Raw genomic sequence first — 22,281 nt, forward strand, 5'->3', positions numbered from 1 at the left:
ACTGCCATGACATCGACCGCCATCGAACCCATCAGCCTCGGCCCGAACGCCGAGGTGCTCTACCAGGTCGCCGACGGCATCGCCACGGTGACGATGAACCGGCCGCAGTTCCACAACGCGCAGAACTCGAAGATGACGTATGCGCTGGACGAGGCGTACCGGCGCGCCGCCGCCGACGACGCGGTCAAGGTGATCGTGCTGCGCGGCGCGGGCAAGCATTTCTCGGCCGGGCACGACATCGGCACGCCGGGGCGCGACATCAACGAGACCTTCGAGCGCGCCTCGCTCTGGTATGACCACGTCAACAAGCCCGGCGGCGAGTTCCTCTATGCGCGCGAGCAGGAGGTCTACCTGGGCATGTGCCGGCGCTGGCGCGAGCTGCCCAAGCCCACCATCGCCATGGTGCACGGCGCCTGCATCGCCGGCGGGCTGATGCTGGCCTGGGTGTGCGACCTGATCGTGGCCTCCGACGATGCCTTCTTTGCCGATCCGGTGGTGCGCATGGGCATCCCGGGCGTGGAGTACTTCGCGCATGCGTACGAGCTGCACCCGCGCATCGCCAAGGAATTCCTGTTCCTGGGCGAGCGCATGGGCGCGGAGCGTGCCGAGCGCATGGGCATGGTCAACCGCGTGGTGCCGCGCGACGCGCTCGAGGACACGGTCTACGGCATGGCCGCCAAGGTCGCTCAGATGCCGCGCCTGGGCCTGACGCTGACCAAGCAGGCCGTCAACCACGTGGAAGACCTGCAGGGCAAGCGCACCGCGATGGATGCGGTCTTTGCCTGGCACCACTTTGCCCACGCGCATAACGAACTGGTCAGCGGCGACAAGCTCGGCGGCTATGACGCGCGCGCCATGGCGGCGTCGCAACGCACCGGCGGCGAGGGCAAGGCATGAGCGCCGCCAGCCTGCACACCGTGCTGTGCGACCTGCTCGGCTGCCGCTATCCGATCGTGCAGACGGCAATGGGATGGGTCGCCGACGCGAAGCTCGTCGCCGCTAGCGGCAACGCCGGTGCCTTCGGCTTCCTGGCCGGCGCCACGATCCCGCCGGGCGAGGTCGAACGCGAAATCCTGCGCGTGAAGGCGCTCAGCGACCGGCCCTTCGGCATCAATTTCCACATGTTCCAGCCCAACGCGCACGAGGTCATCGAGATGGCGATCCGCCACCGGCTGCGCGCGGTCAGCTATGGGCGCGGCCCGGACGCGAAGATGGTTGGCCGGCTCAAGGCGGCAGGCATCGTCTGCATGCCGACGGTGGGCGCCGCCAAGCACGCGGCCAAGGCCGTGGAGATGGGCGCGGACGTGGTCACCGTGCAGGGCGGCGAGGGCGGCGGCCATACCGGCGGCACGCCCACCACGCTGCTGCTGCCGCAGGTGCTGGACAGTGTCAGCGTGCCGGTAGTGGCGGCGGGCGGCTTCTTCGACGGCCGCGGGCTGGCCGCGGCGCTGGCCTACGGCGCCGCCGGCGTGGCCATGGGCACGCGCTTCCTGATGTCGGCCGAGTCGCCGGTGCCGGCGCAGACGCTGGAGCGCTACGTCAAGGTACGTGACGCGGGCCAGATCCGCGTCTCGCTGGCGATCGACGGATTGCCGCAGCGGATGATCGACAACGACCTGCTGATCGGGCTGGAACAGGCCGGCCCGTTGCGCCGCACGTGGCTGGCGCTGTCGGCCGCGCGCAAGTGGCAGGCACGCACCGGCATGCGCAGCACGCAGATGCTGGCGACCGCGTGGCGCGCGATGCGCGAGCAGGACTACAGCGCCGCGCAAACGCTGATGGCTGCCAATGCGCCGGTGCTGATCCAGCGCGCGATGGTTGAGGGGTGCCCGGATGAGGGCGTGCTGCCCAGCGGGCAGGCGGCCGCGGCGATCGGCGCGATCGAATCGTGCGAGCAGATCGTGGCGGGGATGGTCGATCAGGCGCGGGCGCGGATGGAGGCGCTGGCATTGCGGGAGGCGGAGCTTCATTGATCCGCCCGGCCCTCACCCCGACCCTCTCCCGCGAGCGGGAGAGGGGCCCGGGGGTGAGGGCGGGCGCTTCCAATGCAAGGAATCAACAAACCTGCCCCAACGCACCAACAACCATGACAGGCAAATCCACCATGAAACCGACGCACCACCCCTTCCGCATCGACACCGCCGACGGCATCGCCGAACTGGTGATCGACCACCCACCCGTCAACGCGCTCGACAACGCCGGCTGGCACGCGCTGGCCGCGGCCATCGACCGCCTCGGCTCCGATCCCGCCGTGCGCGTGATCGTCCTGCGCGGCGAAGGCCGCGGCTTCTGCGCGGGCGTCGACATCAAGGAACTGGCCGCGCACCCGGAGCGCATCGTCGGCGTCAATGCCGGCAACTACGCCACCTTCCGCGCCGTCCATCGCAATCCCAAGCCGGTCATCGTCGCGGTGCACGGCTTCGTGCTGGGCGGCGGCATCGGCATCTGCGGCGCGGCCGACATCATCGTCGCCTCGGAATGCGCGCGCTTTGGCGTGCCCGAGATCGACCGCGGCGCCATGGGCGGCGGCGCGCACCTGCAGCGCATGTTCGGCGTGCAGAAGGTCCGGGCCATGTATTTCACCGGCGAGATGATCGACGCCGCCGAAGCCTATCGCCTGGGCGCGGTCGAGCGCGTGGTGCCGCGCGCTGAACTGCGCGACGCCGCCATGGCGCTGGCGCGCCAGATCGCGGCCAAGAGCCCGGCCATGCTGCAGCTGGCCAAGGAAGCGCTCAACGGCGTGGAAGACGGCAACCTCGAAGACAAGTACCGCTGGGAGCAGGGCTTCACGCTGCAGGCGTACATGAGCGCCGATTCCGGCGAGGCGCGCGCCGCCTTTGTCGAAGGCCGAGAAGCTTCTTTCGCAGCGGGAGCCCGCGATGCAGCTTGAATACACCGACGCCCAGCACGCCTTCCGCGCCGAGGTGCGCGACTGGATGGCCGCGCACGTGCCGCGCACGCCGCTGGAAAGCTTCGACACCGAGGCCGGCTTTGCCCAGCACCGCGCCTGGGAAGCCACGCTCAACCAGGGCCGCTGGAGCATGGTCACGTGGCCGGCCGAACTGGGCGGTCGCGGCTGCGACCTGATCGAGTGGCTGATCTTCGAGGAAGAGTACTGGCGTGCCGGCGCGCCGATGCGCGTCAACCAGAACGGCATCTTCCTGCTGGGCCCCACGCTGATGGAATTCGGCACCGAGGCGCAGAAGGCACGCTTCCTGCCGCGCATGGCCGCCGGCGAGCATATCTGGGCGCAGGGCTGGTCCGAGCCCAACGCCGGCTCCGACATGGCCGCGATCCGCTGCAGCGCGCTCCGCGACGGCAATGACTATGTGATCAACGGCCAGAAGATCTGGTCGACGCGCGCGGTGTGGGCGGACTGGCTGTTCGGCCTGTTCCGCACCGATCCGGCGTCGACGCGCCATCACGGGCTGACCTTCGTGCTGGTGCCGCTCGATACGCCGGGCATCACCGTGCGGCCGATCCGCCAGCTCAACGGCCAGACCGGCTTTGCCGAGATCTTCTTCGACGACGTGCGCGTGCCGGTGGAGAACCGGCTGGCGGCCGAGGGCGCCGGCTGGCAGGTGGCGATGGCCACCGCCGGCTTCGAGCGCGGCCTGATGCTGCGTTCGCCCGCCCGCTTCCAGGAAACCGCGCGCGCGCTGGTGCGGCTGTACCAGGCCAACCGCGAGGTCGCGGACCGCGATCCGTCGCTGCGCGAAGCGGTGCTGCGCGCGTGGATGGACGCAGAGGCCTACACGCTGTCTACCTATGCCACCGCGAGCCGGCTGGTAAAGGGCGGCCACATCGGCGCGGAATCGAGCACCAACAAGGTGTTCTGGTCAGAGCTGGACATCCATATGCACGATACCGCGCTGGCGATCCTGGGGCAGGCCGCCGAAGTCGCGCCCGCGGGGCAGCCGCCGGGTTCGCTCGGCCACTGGCTGGATGGCTTCCTGTTCGCGCAGGCCGGGCCGATCTATGCCGGCACCAACGAGATCCAGCGCAACATCGTCGCCGAGCGCCTGCTCGGCATGCCGCGCGCATGACGGCACCCGGGGAAAACACATGGATTTCGCATTGACCGAAGAGCAGGAACAGTTTGCCGAGGCGATCCGGCGCTTCCTGATGACCGAGATGACGCCGGAACTGACGCGCGAGCTGTGGGCGACCGAGACCGGCCGCTCCGACGCGCTGTGGCGGCAACTGGCCGACCAGGGCATGACCGCCGTGATGGTGCCGGCGGAGCAGGGCGGACTGGGGCTGGGCGAACTCGAATGGGCGCCGCTGGCGCAGGCATGTGGATATTTCGCGCTGCCCGAGCCGCTGCTCGACACCGCGCTGGTGGCCGCCGGCCTGCTGCGCGATGCCCTTGCCGCCGCGCCCGACGCGGCAACGCGCGAGCGCTGTGCCACGCTGCTCGAACGCATCGCCGCCGGCGATGCCCGCGTGGCGGTGGCGCACCCGCAGCAGCGGCTGGTTGCCGACGCCCACGTCGCCGACGCCATCCTGTGCGCGCATCAAGGCGCCGTGCACCTGCTGCGGCCGGAGCAGGCCACGCTGACCGCGCGCACCGGCCTGGATCCGTCGCGCCGGTTGTTCGAACTGGCGTGGACGCCTGCGGCGCACACCGAGTTGATCCCTGCCGGCACCGGCTTGTGGGACATGGCGCTGAACCGCGGCGCGCTCGGCGTGGCCGCGCAGCAGCTGGGCCTGACCCAGCGCATGCTCGACCTGGCCATCGACTACAGCGCGCAGCGCAAGCAGTTCGGCAAGGCCATTGGTGCCTACCAGGCGGTCAAGCACCTGCTGGCCGACGTGGCGATCCAGCTGGAGTTTGCCAAGCCGGTGCTGCTGCGCGCAGCTGCCGCATTGGCGCATAACCTGCCACATGCGGGGCTGCACGTCTCGCATGCCCGCGTCGCCGCCGCGCGCTGCGCGTGGAGCGCGGCACGCCAGGCGATCCAGGTGCATGGCGCGATGGGCTACACCTGGGAGCTGGACCTGCAAATCTTCACCAAGCGCGCCTGGGCCCTGGCGGGAAGCTGGGGCGACCGCGCCTTCCACAAGGCGCGCCTGGGCGCGCACATCCTGGACGGCGAGCAGGCGATCGGCGCCGGCGCCACCTTTGCCTGAAGGGCCCGATCCCAAGGAGACCAATGACCATGAAACACGCCTATATCGTTGATGCCCTGCGCACGCCCACCGGGCGCCGCAAGGGCGGACTGTCGCACGTCCACGGGGCCGACCTGGGCGGCTTCGTGCTGGCCGAGCTGGTGCGCCGCAACGGCATCCCGGCCGAGGACTATGACGACGTGGTGTTCGGCTGCGTCGACACCATCGGCCCGCTGGCCGGCAATATCGCGCGCAGCGCCTGGCTGGCGGCCGGGCTGCCGCTGACGGTGCCGGGCGTGACGGTGGACCGCCAGTGCGGCTCGTCGCAGCAGGCCGTGCACTTCGCCGCGCAGGCGGTGATGAGCGGCACGCAGGACGTAGTGATCGCCGGCGGCGTGCAGACCATGACGCAGATCCCGATCTCGTCGGCGATGCTGGCCGGGCAGGCGCTGGGCTTTGCCGACCCGTTCTCGGGCAGCAAGGGCTGGCAGGCGCGCTTCGGCGATGCGCCGGTGTCGCAGTTCCACGCCGCGCAGCGCATTGCCGAGCACTGGAAGCTGTCGCGCGAGGCCATGGAGGCCTATGCGCTGGAGAGCCACCAGCGTGCGGCGGCCGCAAGCGAGGACGGGCGCTTCGCGCGCGAGATCGTCGCTTGCGAAGGCGTGCAGCATGACGAGACCCCGCGCCCGGATACCACCTTGGCCAAGATGGCTTCGCTGGAGCCACTGATGCCGGGCAGCTCGCTGACCGCGGCCGTCTCCAGCCAGACCGCCGATGCCGCCGCCGCGCTGCTGATCGTTTCGGAGGACGCGCTCAAGCGCTACGGCCTGACGCCGCGCGCGCGCATCGCCCATATGAGCGTGCTGGGCGACGACCCGCTGTGGATGCTGACTGCCCCGATTCCGGCGACGAAGCGCGCGCTGGAGCGCAGCGGCCTGCGCCTGGCCGATATCGACGTGGTCGAGATCAACGAAGCGTTCGCTTCGGTGGCGATGGCGTGGCTGGCCGAGACCGGCTACGCGCCGGAGCGCACCAACCCCAACGGCGGCGCCATCGCACTGGGCCACCCGCTGGGTGCCACCGGCGCGCGCCTGATGACCACGCTGCTGCACGAACTGGAACGCACCGGCGGCCGCTATGGCCTGCAGACCATGTGCGAGGGCGGCGGGCTGGCCAACGTCACGATTATTGAACGGTTGTAAGTTTGTCGTCCCCGCGCAGGCGGGGACCCAAATCGCAAGGAGTAGGGATATGGGTATCTGCGACGGACGCACCGTCATCATCACCGGCGCCGGCGGCGGGCTGGGCCGCGCCTATGCGCTGGCATTCGGCGCCGAGGGCGCCAACGTGGTCGTCAACGACATCCGGCGCGACGCGGCCGAGGCGGTCTGCGCCGAGATCCGCGCCGCTGGCGGCAGCGCGCTCGCCAGCGATGACGACATCACGCAGCTGGCCACCGCCCAGCGCATCGTCGATGCCGCGGTCGCGGCCTATGGCGAAGTCCACGTGCTGGTCAACAACGCCGGCATCTGCCGCGACCGCATGTTCGTCAGCCTGACCGAGTCGGACTGGGACGACGTGATGCGCGTGCACCTGCGCGGCCACTTCTGCCTGGCCAACCTGCTGGCGCGGCGCTGGCGCGATGCCGCCAAGGCCGGCCGCGCGGTCGACGCACGCATCATCAACACCAGCTCCGGCGCGGGCCTGCAGGGCTCGGTCGGGCAGTCGAACTACGCCGCCGCCAAGGCTGGCATCGCCGCGCTGACGCTGGTGCAGGCCGCGGAGCTGGGGCGCTACGGCATCACCGCCAATGCGCTGGCGCCGGCTGCTCGCACCGGCATGACCGAAGACGTGTTCGCCGACATGATGAAGGCGCCGGAAGGCGGCTTCGACTACTACGATCCGGCCAACGTCGCGCCGCTGGTGGTGTGGCTGGGCAGCGCGGCGTCCGCGCAGGTCAATGGCCGCATGTTCGAGGCGGCCGGCGGCATGGTGTCGGTGGCAGACGGCTGGCGCACCGGCCCGAAGGCCGACAAGGGCGGGCGCTGGCAACCGGCGGAAGTGGGTGCGGCCGTGGCGGGGCTGCTGGCACAGGCGCAGCCGCCCCAGGCGGTGTACGGCAGCTGAGCGCGACGGCCATGGATTTCTCCAGTTCCGTCGAGTTCGGAGTCGAACACCAGATGGTCCGCGACAGCGCGCGCGACTACCTCGCCGCGCACAGCGATTCGGCGGCGGTGCGGCGCGTGACCGAGGCGGGGCCGGCTCACGACGACGCCCTGTGGCGTGCGATCGCGGGCGAGCTTGGCTGGTGCGGCATCGCGCTGCCTGAAGCCGTGGGCGGCGCCGGCCTGGGCGCGCCCGGGCTGGCGCTGCTGCAGGAGCAGCTGGGCCAGCGCCTGGCGTGCGTGCCGTTCTGGTCGACCGCTTGCGTGGCGGCGCCGTGGCTGCAGGGCAGCGTCGGCCACAGTGGGCCGTGGCTGGAGCGGCTGGCCACGGGCGAGTGCCGCGCCGCGGCGGTGCTGCCGGACGATGGCGGCTGGCACTACGACGGTGTCCCGATCACTGCGCAGGCCGGCGCGGACGGCTTCGTGCTGCGCGGCAGCGCCGACCAGGTCGCCGATGCCGCCGGGGCCGACTGGCTGCTGGTGCCGGCGCGGCTCGACGATGGCGAACCGGCGCTGTTCCTGCTGGAGCCCGCTGCGCTGGCGCGGGATGCGCGCTTCGCGCTGGCGCCGCTGGACACGCTCGACCGCACGCGGCCGCTGGCGTCGCTGCGGTTCGACGGCCTGGCCGTTGCCGCAAGCGCCTGCCTGGCCCGCGGGGACGCCGCCGTGCAGGGACTGGCCCAGGCGTGGTGGCACGGCAAGCTGATGCTGGCCGCCGAGCAGCTGGGCGCGGCCCAGCAATGCCTGGACCTGACCGTCGCCTATGCAGCTGAGCGCATCCAGTTCGGCCGCGCCATCGGCTCGTTCCAGGCGGTCAAGCACCGCTGCGCGCAGATGATGGTGCTGGTCGAGGCCGCGCGCTCGGCGGTGTATGGCGCGGCGCAGGCGTGGCAGACGGCGGATGTCGCCGACGCGCGGCTCGAGATCTGCGCCGCCGCTGTCGCCGCCGACGACGCGCTGCGCTTCTGTGCGCAGGAAGCCATCCAGCTGCATGGCGGGGTTGGCTTTACCTGGGAGTACGACCCCCAGCTCTATTTCAAGCGCGCGCAGGCCGCCAGCCAGTGGCTGGGCGGTGCCGGCGCCGCGCTTGCCTACATTGCCGCCAACGGCCCGCAGGCATGGAGGACAGCATGAAAACGCATGAAGAGTCGGCATTCCGCGCCGAGGTGGCGCGGTGGCTGGCCGAAAACCTGGCCGGCGAGTTCGAATGCCTGAAACACCGCGGCGGCCCCGGCGACGAAGAAGCCTATCCCGAGCTGCGCAAGACATGGGAACGGCGCCTGGCCGAGGGCGGCTGGACCGGCCTGGGCTGGCCCCGCGCGCATGGCGGGCGCGAGCTGCCGGTGATGCAGCAGGTGATCTTCCACGAGGAATACGCACGCGCCGGCGGCCCGGGCCGCATGGGGCATATCGGCGAGGGGCTGATCGGCCCGACGCTGATCGCCTTCGGCACCGAGGACCAGAAGGCGCGGCTGCTGCCCGGCATCCGCAACGGCACCACGTTCTGGTGCCAGGGCTATTCGGAGCCCGGCGCGGGCTCGGACCTGGCCAATGTGCGCACGCGCGCGATGCGCGATGCCGACAGCGGCGACTGGCTGGTCAGCGGGCAGAAGGTCTGGACCTCGCTCGCGCATGAATCCGACTGGATCTTCGTGCTGGCGCGCTGCGAGCCCGGCTCGCGCGGCAGCAAGGGCCTGATCTTCCTGATGCTGCCGCTGGACCAGCCCGGCATCGAGATCCGCCCGATCCGTCAGATGGGCGGCGGTGCGGAGTTCAACGAGGTCTTTTTCGACGGCGCGCGCGCCGCGGCCGCCGACGTGCTGGGCGAGCCCGGCGACGGCTGGCGCATCGCCATGGCGCTGCTCGGCTTCGAGCGCGGCATTTCCACGCTGGGCCAGCAGATGCAGTTCACGCATGAACTGGAATGGGTAGCGCAGGCCGCGCGCGACAACGGCAGCAGCCGCGATGCGCTGGTGCGCCAGCGCATCGCGCGCGCCTGGGCCGGCCTGCGCGTGATGCGCGCCAACGCGCTGCGCATGCTGGCCGGCGCCGCGCAGGCGGGCCAGGACGGCGAGGATGTCGACGTGGCCTTGCAGCGCGAGGCGCTGATCTACAAGTACTACTGGTCCAACTGGCACCGCGACCTGGGCCAGCTTGCGCTCGACGTGCTGGGACCGCTGGCCAACGTGCTCGACACGAACGACGCACGCCGCACCCGCCTGCAGCAGATGGCGCTGTTCTCGCGCGCCGACACCATCTACGCCGGCACCAACGAGATCCAGCTCAACATCATCGCCGAACGCGGGCTGGGCATGCCGCGCGAGGCCAGAGGACAGCCATGACCCTTCACGCAGAAACCCCCACCGCCCCGGCCTATGTGCCGGGTCACCAACTGCTCGCCGGCAGGAGCGTGCTGATCACCGCCGCCGCGGGCGCCGGCATCGGCTTCGCCGCCGCGCGCCGCTGCGCGGAAGAGGGCTGCCGCGCGCTGATGATCTCCGACATCCATCCCAAGCGCCTGGACGAGGCGGTCCAACGCCTGCGCGCCGAAACCGGGCTGCAGGCCATCCATGGCCAGCTGTGCGATGTGTCCGACGAAACGCAGGTGCGCGCACTGGTGGCCGCGGCGGAAGAGGCGCTCGGCGGCACCGACGTGCTGATCAACAACGCCGGCCTGGGCGGCTCGCGCCGCCTAGTTGATATGGACGATGCCGAGTGGTCGCGCGTCATCGATATTTCCCTCACCGGCACCTTCCGCATGACGCGCGCGATGCTGCCGCACATGCAGACGCGGCGGCGCGGCGCCATCGTCAACAACGCCTCGGTGCTGGGCTGGCGGGCGCAGAAGGAGCAGTCGCACTACGCCGCGGCCAAGGCCGGGGTGATGGCGCTGACGCGCTGCAGCGCGATGGAGGCCGCCGAGTTCGGCGTGCGCATCAACGCGGTGGCGCCGAGCATCGCGCTGCACGACTTCCTGAAGAAGTCGGCGCCGGCGGACCTGCTGCGGCAACTGAGCGAGCGCGAGGCCTTCGGGCGCGCGGCGGAGGTGTGGGAGGTGGCCAATGTGATGGTGTTTTTGGCTAGCGATTATGCGTCGTATATGACCGGGGAGGTGTTGCCGGTGAGCAGTCAGCGGGCTTGAGGGGCAGCTGGAATGCGGTCGCCCCGCTGAGGGTTTGCTCCCCTCTCCCGCTTGCGGGAGAGGGGTGCCTTCGCGAAGGGCGTTGGCTGCGTTGGTTGCGGCAACCGTCAATCCATTCTGACCGGGAAGCACAGTTGGTACTCGAATTAATGCTGGAACCACACATGCCAAGAATCTTCCGCTGCGCCGAAGACATCCACGCCGCCGTCGGCCACCACCTCGGCGCCAGCGCCTGGACCCGCATCACCCAGCAACAGGTCGACCAGTTCGCCCATGCCACCGGCGACCACCAGTGGCTGCACGTCGACCCGCAGCGCGCCGCGCAAGGTCCCTACGGCGCCTGCATCGCGCACGGCTACCTGACGCTGGCGCTGGTCAACCAGTTCCTGCCCGAGCTGGTCACCGTCGAGGGCATGAAGTGGGGCGTCAACTACGGCTGCGACAAGGTGCGTTTTCCGGCGCCGGTGCGCGTGGGCGCACGCGTGCGCGGCGTGGGCGAGCTGGTGCGCGCCGAGACCCTGGATGGCGGCGTGCAGTCGGTGGTGCGCATGACCGTGGAAATCGAAGGCGAGCCCAAGCCCGCCTGCGTGGCTGAAACCATCAGCCGCTATTACTTCTGAACAGGAACCGAGCATGAAAGACGCAGTCATCGTCGCCGTCGCGCGCACCCCGATCGGCAAGGCCTTCCGTGGCGCCTTCAACGATACCGAAGCCCCGGTGCTGGGCGGCCACGTGGTGCGCGCGGTGGTGGAGCGCGCCGGCGTGGACCCGGCCGAGGTCGACGATGTGCTGATCGGCGCGGCCGCGCAGCAGGGCACCCAGGGCTACAACCTGGGCCGCCTGAGCGCGGTGGCGGCGGGCCTGCCCGACAGCGTGCCGGGCATGACCATGGACCGCATGTGCGGCTCGGGCCTGATGACGATCGCGGCCGGTGCGCGCGCGATTCAGTGCGGCGAGGCCGACATCATCGTCGCCGGCGGCGCGGAGTCGATCTCGCTGACGCAGAACAAGCACAAGAACAGCTATCGGGCCCAGTCCGAAGCGGTGCTGGCGCGCCAGCCGGCGGCCTACATGGCGATGATCGAGACCGCCGAGGTGGTGGCGCGCCGCTACGGCATCAGCCGCGCCGAGCAGGACGCCTACGCCTGGCGCAGCCAGCAGCGCACCGCCGAGGCGCAACGGCGCGGCGCCTTCGATGACGAGATCGTGCCGCTGGAATCGCGCCGCGCGCTGTTCGACAAGGCCGGCGCGCTGACCGGTCACGAGACCGTGCGCCTGGCGCAGGACGAATGCAACCGGCCCGACACCACGGCCGCCAGCCTGGAGGCGCTCAAGCCGGTCTGGAGCGGCGGCCAGGCCGTGCCCGTGGGCGAGCACATCACCGCCGGCAATGCCTCGCAGCTCTCGGACGGCGCCGCCGCGGTGCTGCTGATGAGCGCCGACGAGGCGCGCCGCCGCGGCCTGCGTCCGCTGGGGCGCTATCGGGGCATGGCGGTGACCGGCTGCGCGCCGGACGAGATGGGCATCGGCCCCGTGTTCGCGGTGCCGAGGTTGCTGGCGCGCCATGGCATGACGGTGGCCGACGTGGGCCTGTGGGAGCTGAACGAAGCCTTTGCCTGCCAGGTGCTGTACTGCCAGCAGAAGCTTGGCATTCCCGATGCGCGGCTGAACGTCAACGGCGGCGCCATTTCGATCGGCCATCCGTTCGGCATGTCGGGCGCGCGCATGACCGCGCACGCGCTGATCGAAGGCCGGCGCCGCGGCGTGCAGCAGGCGGTGGTGACGATGTGCATTGGCGGCGGCATGGGGGCGGCGGCGCTGTTCGACGTATTGCCATAAACGAAGCTGCCGGCTTTCTCCCCTCTCCCACGCCAGTGGGAGAGGGGTTGGGGGTGAGGGCCAGAGCTTCCACGAAGTTGGGCGTGTCGGCATTGCGAGCGCCGGCCCTCACCCCCGCCCCTCTCCCGCCAGCGGGAGAGGGGAGCAAACAATCACGAGGCCAAGTGCCATCACTCCAACCCGGAGGAGACATCATGAAACGACTGCTCGGCATCGCCATGTCGCTGGCCGTGCTGGCCACCGCGGTATGGGCCTTCGCGCCGCGTCCGCTGCCGCCGTTCCCGGCCACCGCGCTGCGCCCGGACGGCCTGCAGGTCAACGGCATCGCCCGCGCCGGCGAGCGCCTGGTCGCCGTCGGCGAGCGCGGCAAGATCCTGTTCAGCGACGACCTGGGGCGCAGCTGGCGCCCGGCAACGGTGGACAAGCCGCAAGGCGCCACGCTGACGCACGTGGCCTTTGCCGACAGCCGCCGCGGCATCGCGGTCGGGCACAGCGGCCAGATCCTGCGCACCGAAGACGGCGGCGCGCACTGGCAGCAGGTTGCCTTCGATCCGGAATCGTCGGATCCGCTGCTTGGCGCGCTGGCGCAGGCCAGCGGGCCGTGGTTCGTGGTGGGCAGCTTCGGCCGCTTCCTGGTGTCGCACGACCAGGGCCGGCAATGGCAAGAGGCCGGCGGCAAGGCCATGCAGGACCGCCATCTCAACGGCATCGCCAGCGACGGGCAAGGGCGCCTGATGCTGGTCGGCGAGGCCGGGCTGGTGCTGCGCTCGACCGACGGCGGCAACCGGTGGGAGCCGGTCAAGACCCCTTACGAAGGCTCGCTTTACGGCGTGCTGCCGCTGCGCGACGGCGCCTGGCTGGCCTACGGCATGCGCGGCAACGCCCTGCGCAGCGAAGACTTCGGCACCACCTGGCGCGCGGCGGAGACCGGGCTCAGGACCTCGTTCTTCGGCGGCACCGAGCTTGCCGATGGCCGCATCGTGCTGGCGGGGCAGGGCGGCGTGCTGGTGATGTCCGCCGACGGCGGGCGCCGCTTCACGGTGCTGCCGGCGGGCAGCCCGCAGACCCTGGCGGCGCTGGCCGCCACCGGCAAGGACACGCTGGCGCTCGGCGGCAATGGCGGCCTGGCCGGCGCCACGCTCGCCGCCAATCCCTGAACCCGACTGACCGGACGCGAGAACCATCATGACCCGCCCCCAATCCCCCGGCCGCCTGGGCCGTTTCGTCGATGCCTGCGCCGGCGTGCTGATGCGCCGGCGCCGCCTGCTGCTGTTGCTGTGCCTGGCCGTGACCATGGCGCTGGGCTTCTCCGCCACGCGCCTGCGGCTCGATCCCGGCTTCAACAAGATGATCCCGCTGCAGCACCCGTACATGCAGGTGTTCACCAAGTACGCCAGCACCTTCTCCGGTGCCAATACCGTGCTGGTAAGCCTGCGCTGGAAGGGCGACGGCGATATCTACAACGCCGCCTTCATGGACAAGCTGCGCCACGCCACCGATGAAGTCTTCTTCATCCCCGGCGTGGACCGCTCGCGCGTGTTCTCGCTGTTCACGCCCAACGTGCGCTACACCGAGGTCACCGAAGCCGGCTTCCGCGGCGACGTGGTGGTGCCGGGCCGCTTTTCCGGAGCGCCGGACGAGCTCGACAAGGTGCGCCGCAACGTGGCCCGCTCCGGCCAGATCGGGCGGCTGGTCAGCAATGACCTGAAGTCCGCGCTGATCCGCGCCGAACTGCGCGAGACCGACCCGGCTACCGGCAAGACCATCGACTACGGCTCGGTGGCGCGCCAGCTCGAGAAAATCCGCGCGCAGTTCGGCGGCACCGATGTCGAAGTCAATATCGTCGGCTTCGCCAAGCTGGTGGGCGATGTCGAAGACGGCATCGCCGGCGTGATGGGCTTCTTCGCGCTGGCCTTCGCCGTCACGGCGCTGATGCTGTGGCTGTACACGCGTTCGCTGCGCATCACCGCGCTGGCGCTGGTGGTGGCCCTGCTGCCGGTGGGCTGGCTGCTGGGGCTGCTGCCGCTGCTGGGCTACGGCATCGACCCGATGTCGATCCTGGTGCCGTTCCTGATCTTCTCGATCGGGGTCTCGCACGCGGTGCAGATGACCAATGCGTGGAAGCAGGAGGTGGCCCAGGGACATGGTCCGCTCGACAGCGCCAGCGCGGCCTTCCGCAAGCTCTTCATCCCGGGCACCGTGGCGCTGCTGACCAATGCGCTGGGCTTCATGGTGATCATGCGCATCGAGATCGATATCGTGCGCGAGCTTGGCATCACCGCCTGCCTGGGCGTGCTGCTGATGATCGTGACCAACAAGGTGTTCCTGCCGATCCTGCTGTCGTACACGCGGCTGGAGCCGTCGGCGCTGGCGCGGGCCACGCGCGCAGCGCACCCAAAGGGACAGGGCAGCCTGTGGCACAAGTTCGGCGCGCTGGCGCGGCCGGCGCCGGCACTGGGCGTGTTCGTCGCGGCGCTGGCGCTGCTGGCCTACGGCGCGATCGAGTCGCGCGGCCTGAAGGTCGGCGATGTCGGCACCGGCGCGCCGGAGCTGCGCGCGGATTCGCGCTACAACCGCGACAGCGCCAGCATCGTCGGCCAGTACAACATCGGCTCGGATGCGCTGACCGTGGTGGTCGAGCCCACCGGCTTCGACGACGGCTGCCTGCACTACCCGGTGATGAGCGCGGTGGAGCGCTTCGAGATGCATATGCGCGGCGTGTCCGGGGTGCAGTCGGTGGTCAGCGTATCGTCGCTGGCCAAGGTGGTGATCGGCGCCTACAACGAGGGCAATCCGCGCTGGGAGGCGCTGCCGCGCAACAGCGCCGGCCTGAGCCAGGGCGCCAAGGCCTTCGACCCGGACAACGGCATGAACACGCCCAACTGCCAGGCGATCCAGGTGCTGATCTACACCGCCAACCACGAAGGCGCGACCATTGCCCATATCATCCGCGAGATCCGCCGCTTCAATGCCAGCGACAAGACCCCGAACGTGGCCTTCCGCCTGGCGGGCGGCAATATCGGCGTGATGGCGGCGACCAACGAGGCGGTGGAAGAGGCCGAGGTGGCGATGCTGCTGGCGATCTTCGGCGCGATCACGCTGCTGTGCCTGCTGACCTTCCGCTCGTGGCGCGCGGTGCTGTGCATCATCGTGCCGCTGACGCTGGTGTCGGTGCTGTGCAATGCGCTGATGGCGCGCCTTGGCATCGGGCTGAAGGTGTCGACGCTGCCGGTGATCACGCTGGGCGTGGGTGTCGGCGTGGACTACGGCATCTACCTGTACGAGCGCATCCAGCACCAGATCCGCGAGGAAGGGCAGGCGCTGCCCCAGGCCTTTGCCGAGGCCATGCGCCAGCGCGGCTCGGCGGCGCTGTTCACGGCGCTGACGATGTGCATCGGCGTGGGCACGTGGGCCTTCGCCGCGCTCAAGTTCCAGGCCGACATGGGCATCCTGCTGGCGTTCATGTTCCTGGTGAACCTGTTCGGCGCGGTGTCGCTGCTGCCGGCGCTGGCGGCCTGGCTGGGCGTGGAGCAGGAAGAGCGCGCCCGCGCCCGCGGCGCGGCCGCCAGGCCGGCCGTGGCTGCCGGTGGCGCCGAGTCGGGGCCGGTGACGCATGGTCTGAAGTCCGACGCGGCCTGAGCATCGCAACGGAGAGACTGCATGCCCGAGATCCATACATCCGCCGAGCCGGCCTTCACGCCGCTTCGCATCGGCCCGCTGACGCTGCGCAACCGCTTTATCAAGGCCGGCGCGAATGAAGGCATGACGCCGCATGGCTTGCCGACCCGGGCGCTGGTCGAGCACCATCGCGCCCTGGCCGCGGGCGGCGTGGGCATGACCACGGTGGCCTACGCGGCGGTCGCCGACGACGGGCTGACCTTCGCGCACCAGCTCAGCATGCGCGCGGAGCAGGTGCCGCACCTGCGCGTGCTGACCGACGCGGTCCATCGCGAAGGCGCGGCGGCCTGCCTGCAGATCACGCACGCGGGCTCGTTCACCACCATGCGCCACGGCGGCAGCCGCGCGCCGGGCAGTGCGTCGTCGGGCCTCAATGCCTTCGGCATGATGCATGGCGTGTATTTCCAGCGCGCCATGCGCGCGCCGGACATGGAGCGCGTGGCCGGCCAGTTTGCCGCCGCGGCGCGGCTGGCGCGCGACGCCGGCTTCGACGCGGTGGAAATCCACATGGGGCACGGCTACCTGCTCAACCAGTTCCTGTCGCCACTGAGCAACCGGCGGCGCGATGCCTTCGGGGGCAGCGTGGAAAACCGGACCCGCTTACCGGTCGCCGTGCTGCGCCAGGTGAAGGACGCGGTCGGCGCCGACCTCGCGGTGTGCTGCAAGCTCAGCGTCAGCGACGGCGTGCCGGGCGGCAACCGGCCCGACGACTCGGCCCTGACCGCGCGCCTGCTGGAAGCCGAGGGCGCGGACCTGCTGACGCTCAGCGGCGGGCGCAACGTGGAAAGCCCGTGGGCGCTGTTCGGCAGCCCGATGCCGACCGCGCAGATGAAGGCCGCAGCGCCGACCGCGCTGGCGCGCCTGGGCATCACCATGCTGGAAAGGCGCACGCCGCGCGACCTGGCCTTCCGCGAACTGTACTTCCTCGAGGCCTCGCGCGTGGTGCGGCAGGCGGTGCGGATGCCGCTGGCCTATATCGGCGGGGTCAAGTCGCTCGACAACGTGGCGCAGCTGATGGGCGAGGGCTTCGACGCCATCGCCCTGGCGCGCGCCCTGATCCACGACCCCGCGCTGGTCGCCGGCTGGCGCGCCGGCACGCTGCGGCATTCGGCCTGCGATAGCTGCAACGGCTGCGTGGCCAGGATCTACGATCCCGCCGGCGTCAGCTGCGTGCATGGCCCCGGCAACGACCCGGCGCTGACCCGCATGGTTGCGCTGCAGTAGTCCGATGGGACGATGAGGCCAGGGCCTTACGCCCCTATCTTGAAGGTCCCACGGGATTTCAAGGAGACAGACGCCATGAGCGTTCAAGGCTACAAGATCGAATCGCGCCCGCCCGAGGCCCGCTACGCGCGCGGCTGGCATTGCCTGGGCCTGGCCGACAGCTACCGCGACGGCAAGCCGCACACGCTGGACATCTTCGGCAGGCGCCTGGCGGCATTTGCCGACTCGACCGGCGCCATCCGCGTGATCGACGGCCACTGTCCGCACATGGGCGCCGACCTCAGCACCGGCACCGTGCAGGGCGACAACCTGGTATGTCCGTTCCACGGCTGGCAATGGGGCGGCGACGGCGCGTGCAAGTCCATCCCCTATTGCAAGCGGGTGCCGCCCAAGGCGCGCATCGGCGCCTGGGAGACCTGCGAGCAGAACCGCCTGCTGTTTATCTGGCACGATCCCGAGGGCCGGCCGGCACCGCCGGAAGTCGCCATCCCGCGTATCGACGCCTGCTTCTCGGACGAGTGGTCAGACTGGGCCATGGACGAGATGGTGATCCGCACCAACTGCCGCGAGCTGGTCGACAATATCTCCGACATGGCGCATTTCGGCACCGTCCATGGCGCGCCGGTGGACTACTTCGCCAACCTGTTCGAGGACCACAAGGCCACCCAGCTGATGATCGGGCGCAGCGCGCGGCTCTCCGGCGACTCGCAGCTGACGGCGCTGTCCACGTACTTCGGTCCGGCCTACCACATCACCGACATGAGCGGGCGAATGGGCGACCAGGAGATCCATTCGGTGCTGCTGAACTGCCATGTGCCGATCGACCTGAACAGCTTCGTGCTGCGCTATGGCGTGCTGGTGAAGAAGGTCCCCGGTCTGTCCGACGAGCAGAACCGCGCCATGGCGCAGGCCTATGTCGACCAGGCCCGCGCCGCGTTCTACGAGGACGTGGCGATCTGGGACAGCAAGATCCGCATCGACAACCCGCTGCTGTGCGAAGGCGACGGGCCGATGTACCAGATGCGCGACTGGTACCAGCAGTTCTATACCGACGTCGAGCAGGTGCGGCCGTCCAGCGTGGCACGGCGCGTGGTCGAGATGAACCCGGGCAATATCGAGCCGCCGGCGCTGCGCCACGTGTTCGAGGACTGACCATGAAAACCGTGATCGTTACCGGCGCCGCGTCCGGCATGGGCGCGGCGGTGCGCCGGCGCATGCTGGCCGACGGCTGCCGCGTGATCGGGGTCGACCTGCGCGACGCCGACATCCTGGCCGATCTTTCCACCGAAGCAGGCCGCGCCGCGGCGATCGATGCCGTGCTGTCGCAGTCGGGCGGCCGCCTCGACCAGCTGGTCTGCTGCGCCGGCCTGGGCCCGCATGTCGACCCGGCCACGCTGGTGGCATCGGTCAACTACTTCGGCGTGGTGGCGTTGCTGGATGGCTTGTTCGATGCGCTGCGCGAGGGCACGCAGCCGTGCGCCGTGGTAGTGTCTTCCAACTCGGCGACGCTGCAGTCATGGGACGGCAGCCCGCTGCGCGACGCCTACCTCGCCAATGCCGAGGCTGGCGTGCTGGCCATGCTGGCCGCTGCCGCGCAGGCCGAAGCCACGCGCGACCAGGCCGGATACATTGCCTACGCCAGCTCCAAGCATGCGGTGACGGCCGCCGCGCGGCAACGCGCGCTGGCGTGGGGGCGGGCGGGTGTGCGCCTCAATGTGGTGGCGCCGGGCGCGGTGGAAACGCCGCTGCTGCAGGCCGGGCTGGCGGATCCGCGCTACGGCGATGCCATCCGTGATTTCGTTGCGCCGCTGGGCCGCCGCGCCCGGCCGGAGGAAGTGGCTGAGCTGATCGCCTTCCTGTGCGGCCCGCAGGCGGCTTACCTGCACGGCAGCGTGCTGTTCATCGATGGCGGGCTGGATGCCGCGCAGCGGCCGCTGAGGTTCTGAGGCCGTTCGCGCGCGTGGACGATGCGCGCGGGCCGCGCCGCATGGCTCCAGGTGGACGCCAGTAGCACTTCGCCGGCCGGCGTGGAACAATGCGGCCGGCGTTTTTTTGGTTCATACAACGCGTGCGAGCGCAGCGACGTCCTCCGTGCCAGAGCCGAAGACCTGAGACAGGGCGGCGCGCAGCGCAGCCGAAGGCGTCCCACCAATAACCTCGCCAGCAGCTGCCACCGGACCAACCTCGGGTTCGTCCATCCGACCTCGAACGCCAGCACATCCAGGTAGCGTCAGCAGGGTCGAATCACCAACCGCCACGCCGTCAGTCGCCACCGCCCGAACCACCAACACCGCCTTGGCCCGTCGCCCGCACGAGCACTCCATCTAGCCGCCTTCGATACGCCGCAAAGCAATAAAGGGCCCGCAGGCCCTTTGAAGCGTTGCCAGGCGCAATCGGCGCGCCCGGCCTGCACTAATGCCGCAATCAGGTACCCGATCCGCGCGCCGCGTCCGGCGAGAAGAAGGCCTCGCTGAACTCCGGGCTGTTGTTCAGCTTCGGCATCGGCCCTTCGTTGGTCAAGCGGTCGGCCAGGTACGCGCCCGAGATCAGGTCATGATAGAACGTGGTGGTCGGGTAGTAGCGGCGCGCATCATAGGCATAGACCGAAGCCTGCAGGTTGGTGCGCCACAGGTGGCCGCGGCCGTCGTAGTTGTCGGCGGCCAGGGCCTGCCAGCTGTCTTCGTCGAGGAACAGCACGCGCTTGGCATACTGGTGACGGAAGCCGGACTTGAGCGTGGCCTCCAGTATCCATACACGGTGCAGCTCGTAGCGCATCACGTCCGGGTTGGCGTGGCCGTTGGTGAGCAGGTCCTTGTACTTGACCGAAGCGCTCAGCAGCTTGTAGTTGTGGTACGGGACGTAGATTTCCTTCTTGCCGACGATCTTCCAGTTGTAGCGCTCGCCGGAGCCGTTGAAGAGGCGGTCGTCATCCACGGTGCGGAAGCCGCCGGGACCCTGCGGCTGGTCGAAGCCGAACTCCGGCGCCTGGCGCACGCGCCGCGTGCCCGGGTTGTAGATCCAGGTCCGGTTGGTGTCCGAGCCTTCCTGGTCCCACACCGCATAGCCGACGATCACCTGGCCGCGGTCGCGCAGCGGCAGGTCGGTGGCGGTGCGGAAGAAGGAGCGGTCGTTGAGCTTGTTTTCAGGGTCGAACTTGCCGTGATTGCGCGGCGAGAAGATGTTGTACGAGACCCGGCCCCAGGCGATCGAGCCGTTGGGATAGACCACGGCCTGGTCATACTGCGCCTTCTCGGCGCCGATGGCCGACGAGAAGCGCTGGTTCCACAGCAGCTCCATCGCCGTCTTCGGGATCGGGTAGGGCACCTGCGGTCCAGCATCCTTCAGGCCGTTGGCGTCGGGGGTCATGCTGACGGTGGTGGCGTAGGTGCGGATGTCCTTGTAGGCCGCGTCTTCGTAGCGGAAATCGCGATGGCTGGGATACACCGGCATCTTGAAGGTGTCGGGGTACTTCTTGAACATCGCCTTCTGGCCTTCGGTCAGCCGCTCGGCATACTGCGCCATGTTCTGCGCGGTGATGACGAACAGCGGCTTCTCGTCGCCGTACGGGTCCGGGTAGCGCTCGCCACGTTGGTATTTGACCTGCGGCGGCGTGCCCAGCCATTTGCCGCTCCAGGCCGGCACATCGCCGTCCTTGCTGGCGGCGCGCTCGGCGCCCATCGGCGTGAGGTTGCCGTCAAGCTGCTTGAGGTCTTCGGGGGTGACCTTCGCCCACGATGCGGCGGCCAGTGCCATGCTGGTCACCAGCAGGCCGCCGCGCAGCAGTCGATGTGTAGTGGATGTCATTGCAGTCTCGCTCCTTGGGAATGGCCGGCGACGTCCGTGCCTGTGGTCACAGGGTAGTGACGGCGCCGCGGCCGGGAATCGTTGGAACGGACTAGTGGATTTCCCCTAGGTTGAGGCCAGGCAACAAAAAGGCCGGGCAAGTGCCCGGCCTCCGTAGTCCTGACAGGTCGCAAGGGCCTGAATCAAGCCTCCATCACTTCCCCAAAACGCTGCAGGTGGTAATCGCTGTCGCCCAGAAGCTGGTCCAGCATGGTCAGGCGCTTGAAGTAGTCGCCCACCGACAGCTCGTCGGTCATGCCCATGCCGCCGTGCAGCTGCACCGCCTGCTGGCCGACAAAGCGGCCGGCGCGGGCCACCGTCACCTTGGCCGCCGACAGCATGCGGCGGCGCGCGGCAGGATCGGTCTCGTCCAGCGCCTGCGCGGCGACGTAGGCCATCGACAGCGCCAGCTCCTTCTGCACCAGCATGTCGGCCATGCGGTGCTGCAGCGCCTGGAAGCTGGCCAGCGGCTTGCCGAACTGCTGGCGCGTGCCCAGGTATTCGCCGGTGATCTGGATCAGCTTTTCCATCGCGCCCGCGCCCTCGGCGCACAGCGCGGCGATGCCGTGCTCCAGGCCGACACCCAGTGCCGCCAGGCCGTCGGCGGGCTGGCCCACCAGCGCGCTGGCCGGCACGGCAACGTTCTGCAGCGACAGGTCGGCGGCGCGCTGGCCGTCGATGGTCGGGTAGGCGGTCACCGTGAGGCCCTTGCTGTCGCGCGGCACCAGGAACAGCGCGATCTCGTTGCTGCCCGAGACGCGCGCGGTCAGCAGGTAGGCGTCGGCGGCGGCGCCGTGCCAGACCACGCTCTTGCTGCCGCTGATCACATAGCCGTCGCCGCTGCGCTCGGCGCTGGCGCGGGCCGATTCCGGGCGGTAGCGCGTGGTCGGCTCCAGGTAGGCCAGCGTGACGATGCGCTCGCCGGACGCGATCGCGGGCAGCCACTCCTGCTTCTGGGCATCGCTGCCGTGGGCGGACAGGATGGCGGCGGCCATCACGCCGCTGGGCGTGACCGGCTCCAGCACCAGGCCGCGGCCCAGCTCGCGCTGCACCACCAGCTGGCTGGCCGGGCCTTCGCCGAAGCCGCCGAAGTCCGCCGGCACGGTCAGGCCCAGCACGCCCATCTCGGCCAGCTTGTTCCACACGCCGCGATCCAGGCTTTCGCCCTGGCGCGCGCTCTTGCGGCGGGCCTCGAAGGTGTATTCGGTATCGATGAAGCGGCGCAGGCTGTCCGCCAGCATCTGCTGCTCTTCGCTGTAGGTAAAGTCCATGTCAGCT

19 protein-coding genes are annotated in these 22,281 nt (G+C 69.9%); 17 read left to right on the forward strand and 2 right to left on the reverse strand.

The genetic code is table 11. From position 1 onward, the window contains the following. The first annotated feature begins 6 nt into the window (after positions 1 to 6). The 17 genes from U9J39_RS22450 (at position 7) to U9J39_RS22530 (ending at position 19,106) form a co-directional block, all read left to right on the forward strand. Positions 7 to 897 (forward strand): enoyl-CoA hydratase, encoded by an 891-nt coding sequence (locus U9J39_RS22450; protein WP_115712515.1) that lies wholly within the window; start codon positions 7 to 9, stop codon positions 895 to 897. Next, positions 894 to 1,973 carry an NAD(P)H-dependent flavin oxidoreductase gene (locus tag U9J39_RS22455; protein ID WP_115712517.1) on the forward strand — a complete coding sequence of 360 codons (1,080 nt, stop codon included), beginning with the start codon at positions 894 to 896 and terminating at the stop codon, positions 1,971 to 1,973. Before U9J39_RS22450 ends, U9J39_RS22455 begins: the two co-directional genes overlap by 4 nt. Positions 1,974 to 2,104: 131 nt before the next feature. Then, a complete protein-coding gene (locus tag U9J39_RS22460; RefSeq protein ID WP_326348116.1) occupies positions 2,105 to 2,890 on the forward strand; it encodes an enoyl-CoA hydratase family protein in 786 nt (261 codons plus the stop codon). Beyond that, entirely contained in the window at positions 2,880 to 4,046 is a 1,167-nt protein-coding gene (locus U9J39_RS22465; RefSeq protein ID WP_326348118.1) for an acyl-CoA dehydrogenase family protein, read from the forward strand. The genes U9J39_RS22460 and U9J39_RS22465 overlap by 11 nt, the downstream gene beginning before the upstream one ends. Before the next feature lie 19 nt (positions 4,047 to 4,065). Further along, complete coding sequence (locus U9J39_RS22470; protein WP_326348120.1) at positions 4,066 to 5,133, forward strand: acyl-CoA dehydrogenase family protein; 1,068 nt, start codon at positions 4,066 to 4,068, stop codon at positions 5,131 to 5,133. 29 nt (positions 5,134 to 5,162) lie between these two features. Further along, positions 5,163 to 6,314 carry an acetyl-CoA C-acetyltransferase gene (locus U9J39_RS22475; protein ID WP_326348159.1) on the forward strand — a complete coding sequence of 384 codons (1,152 nt, stop codon included), beginning with the start codon at positions 5,163 to 5,165 and terminating at the stop codon, positions 6,312 to 6,314. A gap of 49 nt (positions 6,315 to 6,363) precedes the next feature. After that, a complete protein-coding gene (locus U9J39_RS22480) occupies positions 6,364 to 7,239 on the forward strand; it encodes an SDR family oxidoreductase (RefSeq protein WP_115712524.1) in 876 nt (291 codons plus the stop codon). An 11-nt stretch (positions 7,240 to 7,250) separates the two neighbouring features. Further along, positions 7,251 to 8,411 carry an acyl-CoA dehydrogenase family protein gene (locus U9J39_RS22485; protein ID WP_116313555.1) on the forward strand — a complete coding sequence of 387 codons (1,161 nt, stop codon included), beginning with the start codon at positions 7,251 to 7,253 and terminating at the stop codon, positions 8,409 to 8,411. Continuing rightward, complete coding sequence (locus U9J39_RS22490; RefSeq protein WP_116313556.1) at positions 8,408 to 9,619, forward strand: acyl-CoA dehydrogenase family protein; 1,212 nt, start codon at positions 8,408 to 8,410, stop codon at positions 9,617 to 9,619. Before U9J39_RS22485 ends, U9J39_RS22490 begins: the two co-directional genes overlap by 4 nt. Then, positions 9,616 to 10,419 (forward strand): SDR family oxidoreductase, encoded by an 804-nt coding sequence (locus U9J39_RS22495; protein WP_116313557.1) that lies wholly within the window; start codon positions 9,616 to 9,618, stop codon positions 10,417 to 10,419. The genes U9J39_RS22490 and U9J39_RS22495 overlap by 4 nt, the downstream gene beginning before the upstream one ends. Before the next feature lie 164 nt (positions 10,420 to 10,583). Next, positions 10,584 to 11,039: a MaoC family dehydratase gene (locus tag U9J39_RS22500; protein ID WP_326348121.1), complete on the forward strand. Its 456-nt coding sequence runs from the start codon at positions 10,584 to 10,586 to the stop codon at positions 11,037 to 11,039. A gap of 13 nt (positions 11,040 to 11,052) precedes the next feature. Further along, complete coding sequence (locus tag U9J39_RS22505; protein WP_116313559.1) at positions 11,053 to 12,258, forward strand: acetyl-CoA C-acyltransferase; 1,206 nt, start codon at positions 11,053 to 11,055, stop codon at positions 12,256 to 12,258. A gap of 194 nt (positions 12,259 to 12,452) precedes the next feature. Further along, on the forward strand, positions 12,453 to 13,415 hold the full coding sequence (locus tag U9J39_RS22510) for a WD40/YVTN/BNR-like repeat-containing protein (RefSeq protein ID WP_326348122.1): 963 nt from the start codon (positions 12,453 to 12,455) through the stop codon (positions 13,413 to 13,415). A gap of 28 nt (positions 13,416 to 13,443) precedes the next feature. After that, the gene (locus U9J39_RS22515; protein ID WP_326348123.1) at positions 13,444 to 15,897 is read left to right on the forward strand and encodes an efflux RND transporter permease subunit; all 2,454 of its coding nucleotides are present in this window, start codon (positions 13,444 to 13,446) and stop codon (positions 15,895 to 15,897) included. Between the two features lie 21 nt (positions 15,898 to 15,918). Continuing rightward, positions 15,919 to 17,160, forward strand: a complete 1,242-nt coding sequence (locus tag U9J39_RS22520) for an NADH:flavin oxidoreductase (RefSeq protein ID WP_326348124.1) — start codon at positions 15,919 to 15,921, stop codon at positions 17,158 to 17,160. A gap of 75 nt (positions 17,161 to 17,235) precedes the next feature. Next, on the forward strand, positions 17,236 to 18,312 hold the full coding sequence (locus U9J39_RS22525; RefSeq protein WP_115712541.1) for a Rieske 2Fe-2S domain-containing protein: 1,077 nt from the start codon (positions 17,236 to 17,238) through the stop codon (positions 18,310 to 18,312). A gap of 2 nt (positions 18,313 to 18,314) precedes the next feature. After that, entirely contained in the window at positions 18,315 to 19,106 is a 792-nt protein-coding gene (locus U9J39_RS22530; protein WP_326348126.1) for an SDR family oxidoreductase, read from the forward strand. Between the two features lie 478 nt (positions 19,107 to 19,584). On the opposite strand, the gene U9J39_RS22535 is transcribed toward U9J39_RS22530, so the two are convergent. Beyond that, complete coding sequence (locus tag U9J39_RS22535) at positions 19,585 to 20,964, reverse strand: DUF1329 domain-containing protein (RefSeq protein WP_326348127.1); 1,380 nt, start codon at positions 20,962 to 20,964, stop codon at positions 19,585 to 19,587. Between the two features lie 182 nt (positions 20,965 to 21,146). Beyond that, a complete protein-coding gene (locus tag U9J39_RS22540; protein WP_116313564.1) occupies positions 21,147 to 22,274 on the reverse strand; it encodes an acyl-CoA dehydrogenase family protein in 1,128 nt (375 codons plus the stop codon). Positions 22,275 to 22,281 lie beyond the last annotated feature (7 nt).

Source organism: Cupriavidus sp. SS-3, assembly GCF_035818815.1.
Classification (GTDB): Bacteria; Pseudomonadota; Gammaproteobacteria; order Burkholderiales; family Burkholderiaceae; genus Cupriavidus; species Cupriavidus taiwanensis_C.

Excerpts from the sequence above, each read along its gene's own strand:
- U9J39_RS22450 (WP_115712515.1), top strand. The coding sequence starts at position 7 with ATGACATCGACCGCCATCGAACCCATCAGCCTCGGCCCGAACGCCGAG.
- U9J39_RS22455 (WP_115712517.1), top strand. The coding sequence starts at position 894 with ATGAGCGCCGCCAGCCTGCACACCGTGCTGTGCGACCTGCTCGGCTGC.
- U9J39_RS22460 (WP_326348116.1), top strand. The coding sequence starts at position 2,105 with ATGAAACCGACGCACCACCCCTTCCGCATCGACACCGCCGACGGCATC.
- U9J39_RS22465 (WP_326348118.1), top strand. The coding sequence starts at position 2,880 with ATGCAGCTTGAATACACCGACGCCCAGCACGCCTTCCGCGCCGAGGTG.
- U9J39_RS22470 (WP_326348120.1), top strand. The coding sequence starts at position 4,066 with ATGGATTTCGCATTGACCGAAGAGCAGGAACAGTTTGCCGAGGCGATC.
- U9J39_RS22475 (WP_326348159.1), top strand. The coding sequence starts at position 5,163 with ATGAAACACGCCTATATCGTTGATGCCCTGCGCACGCCCACCGGGCGC.
- U9J39_RS22480 (WP_115712524.1), top strand. The coding sequence starts at position 6,364 with ATGGGTATCTGCGACGGACGCACCGTCATCATCACCGGCGCCGGCGGC.
- U9J39_RS22485 (WP_116313555.1), top strand. The coding sequence starts at position 7,251 with ATGGATTTCTCCAGTTCCGTCGAGTTCGGAGTCGAACACCAGATGGTC.
- U9J39_RS22490 (WP_116313556.1), top strand. The coding sequence starts at position 8,408 with ATGAAAACGCATGAAGAGTCGGCATTCCGCGCCGAGGTGGCGCGGTGG.
- U9J39_RS22495 (WP_116313557.1), top strand. The coding sequence starts at position 9,616 with ATGACCCTTCACGCAGAAACCCCCACCGCCCCGGCCTATGTGCCGGGT.
- U9J39_RS22500 (WP_326348121.1), top strand. The coding sequence starts at position 10,584 with ATGCCAAGAATCTTCCGCTGCGCCGAAGACATCCACGCCGCCGTCGGC.
- U9J39_RS22505 (WP_116313559.1), top strand. The coding sequence starts at position 11,053 with ATGAAAGACGCAGTCATCGTCGCCGTCGCGCGCACCCCGATCGGCAAG.
- U9J39_RS22510 (WP_326348122.1), top strand. The coding sequence starts at position 12,453 with ATGAAACGACTGCTCGGCATCGCCATGTCGCTGGCCGTGCTGGCCACC.
- U9J39_RS22515 (WP_326348123.1), top strand. The coding sequence starts at position 13,444 with ATGACCCGCCCCCAATCCCCCGGCCGCCTGGGCCGTTTCGTCGATGCC.
- U9J39_RS22520 (WP_326348124.1), top strand. The coding sequence starts at position 15,919 with ATGCCCGAGATCCATACATCCGCCGAGCCGGCCTTCACGCCGCTTCGC.
- U9J39_RS22525 (WP_115712541.1), top strand. The coding sequence starts at position 17,236 with ATGAGCGTTCAAGGCTACAAGATCGAATCGCGCCCGCCCGAGGCCCGC.
- U9J39_RS22530 (WP_326348126.1), top strand. The coding sequence starts at position 18,315 with ATGAAAACCGTGATCGTTACCGGCGCCGCGTCCGGCATGGGCGCGGCG.
- U9J39_RS22535 (WP_326348127.1), bottom strand. The coding sequence starts at position 20,964 with ATGACATCCACTACACATCGACTGCTGCGCGGCGGCCTGCTGGTGACC.
- U9J39_RS22540 (WP_116313564.1), bottom strand. The coding sequence starts at position 22,274 with ATGGACTTTACCTACAGCGAAGAGCAGCAGATGCTGGCGGACAGCCTG.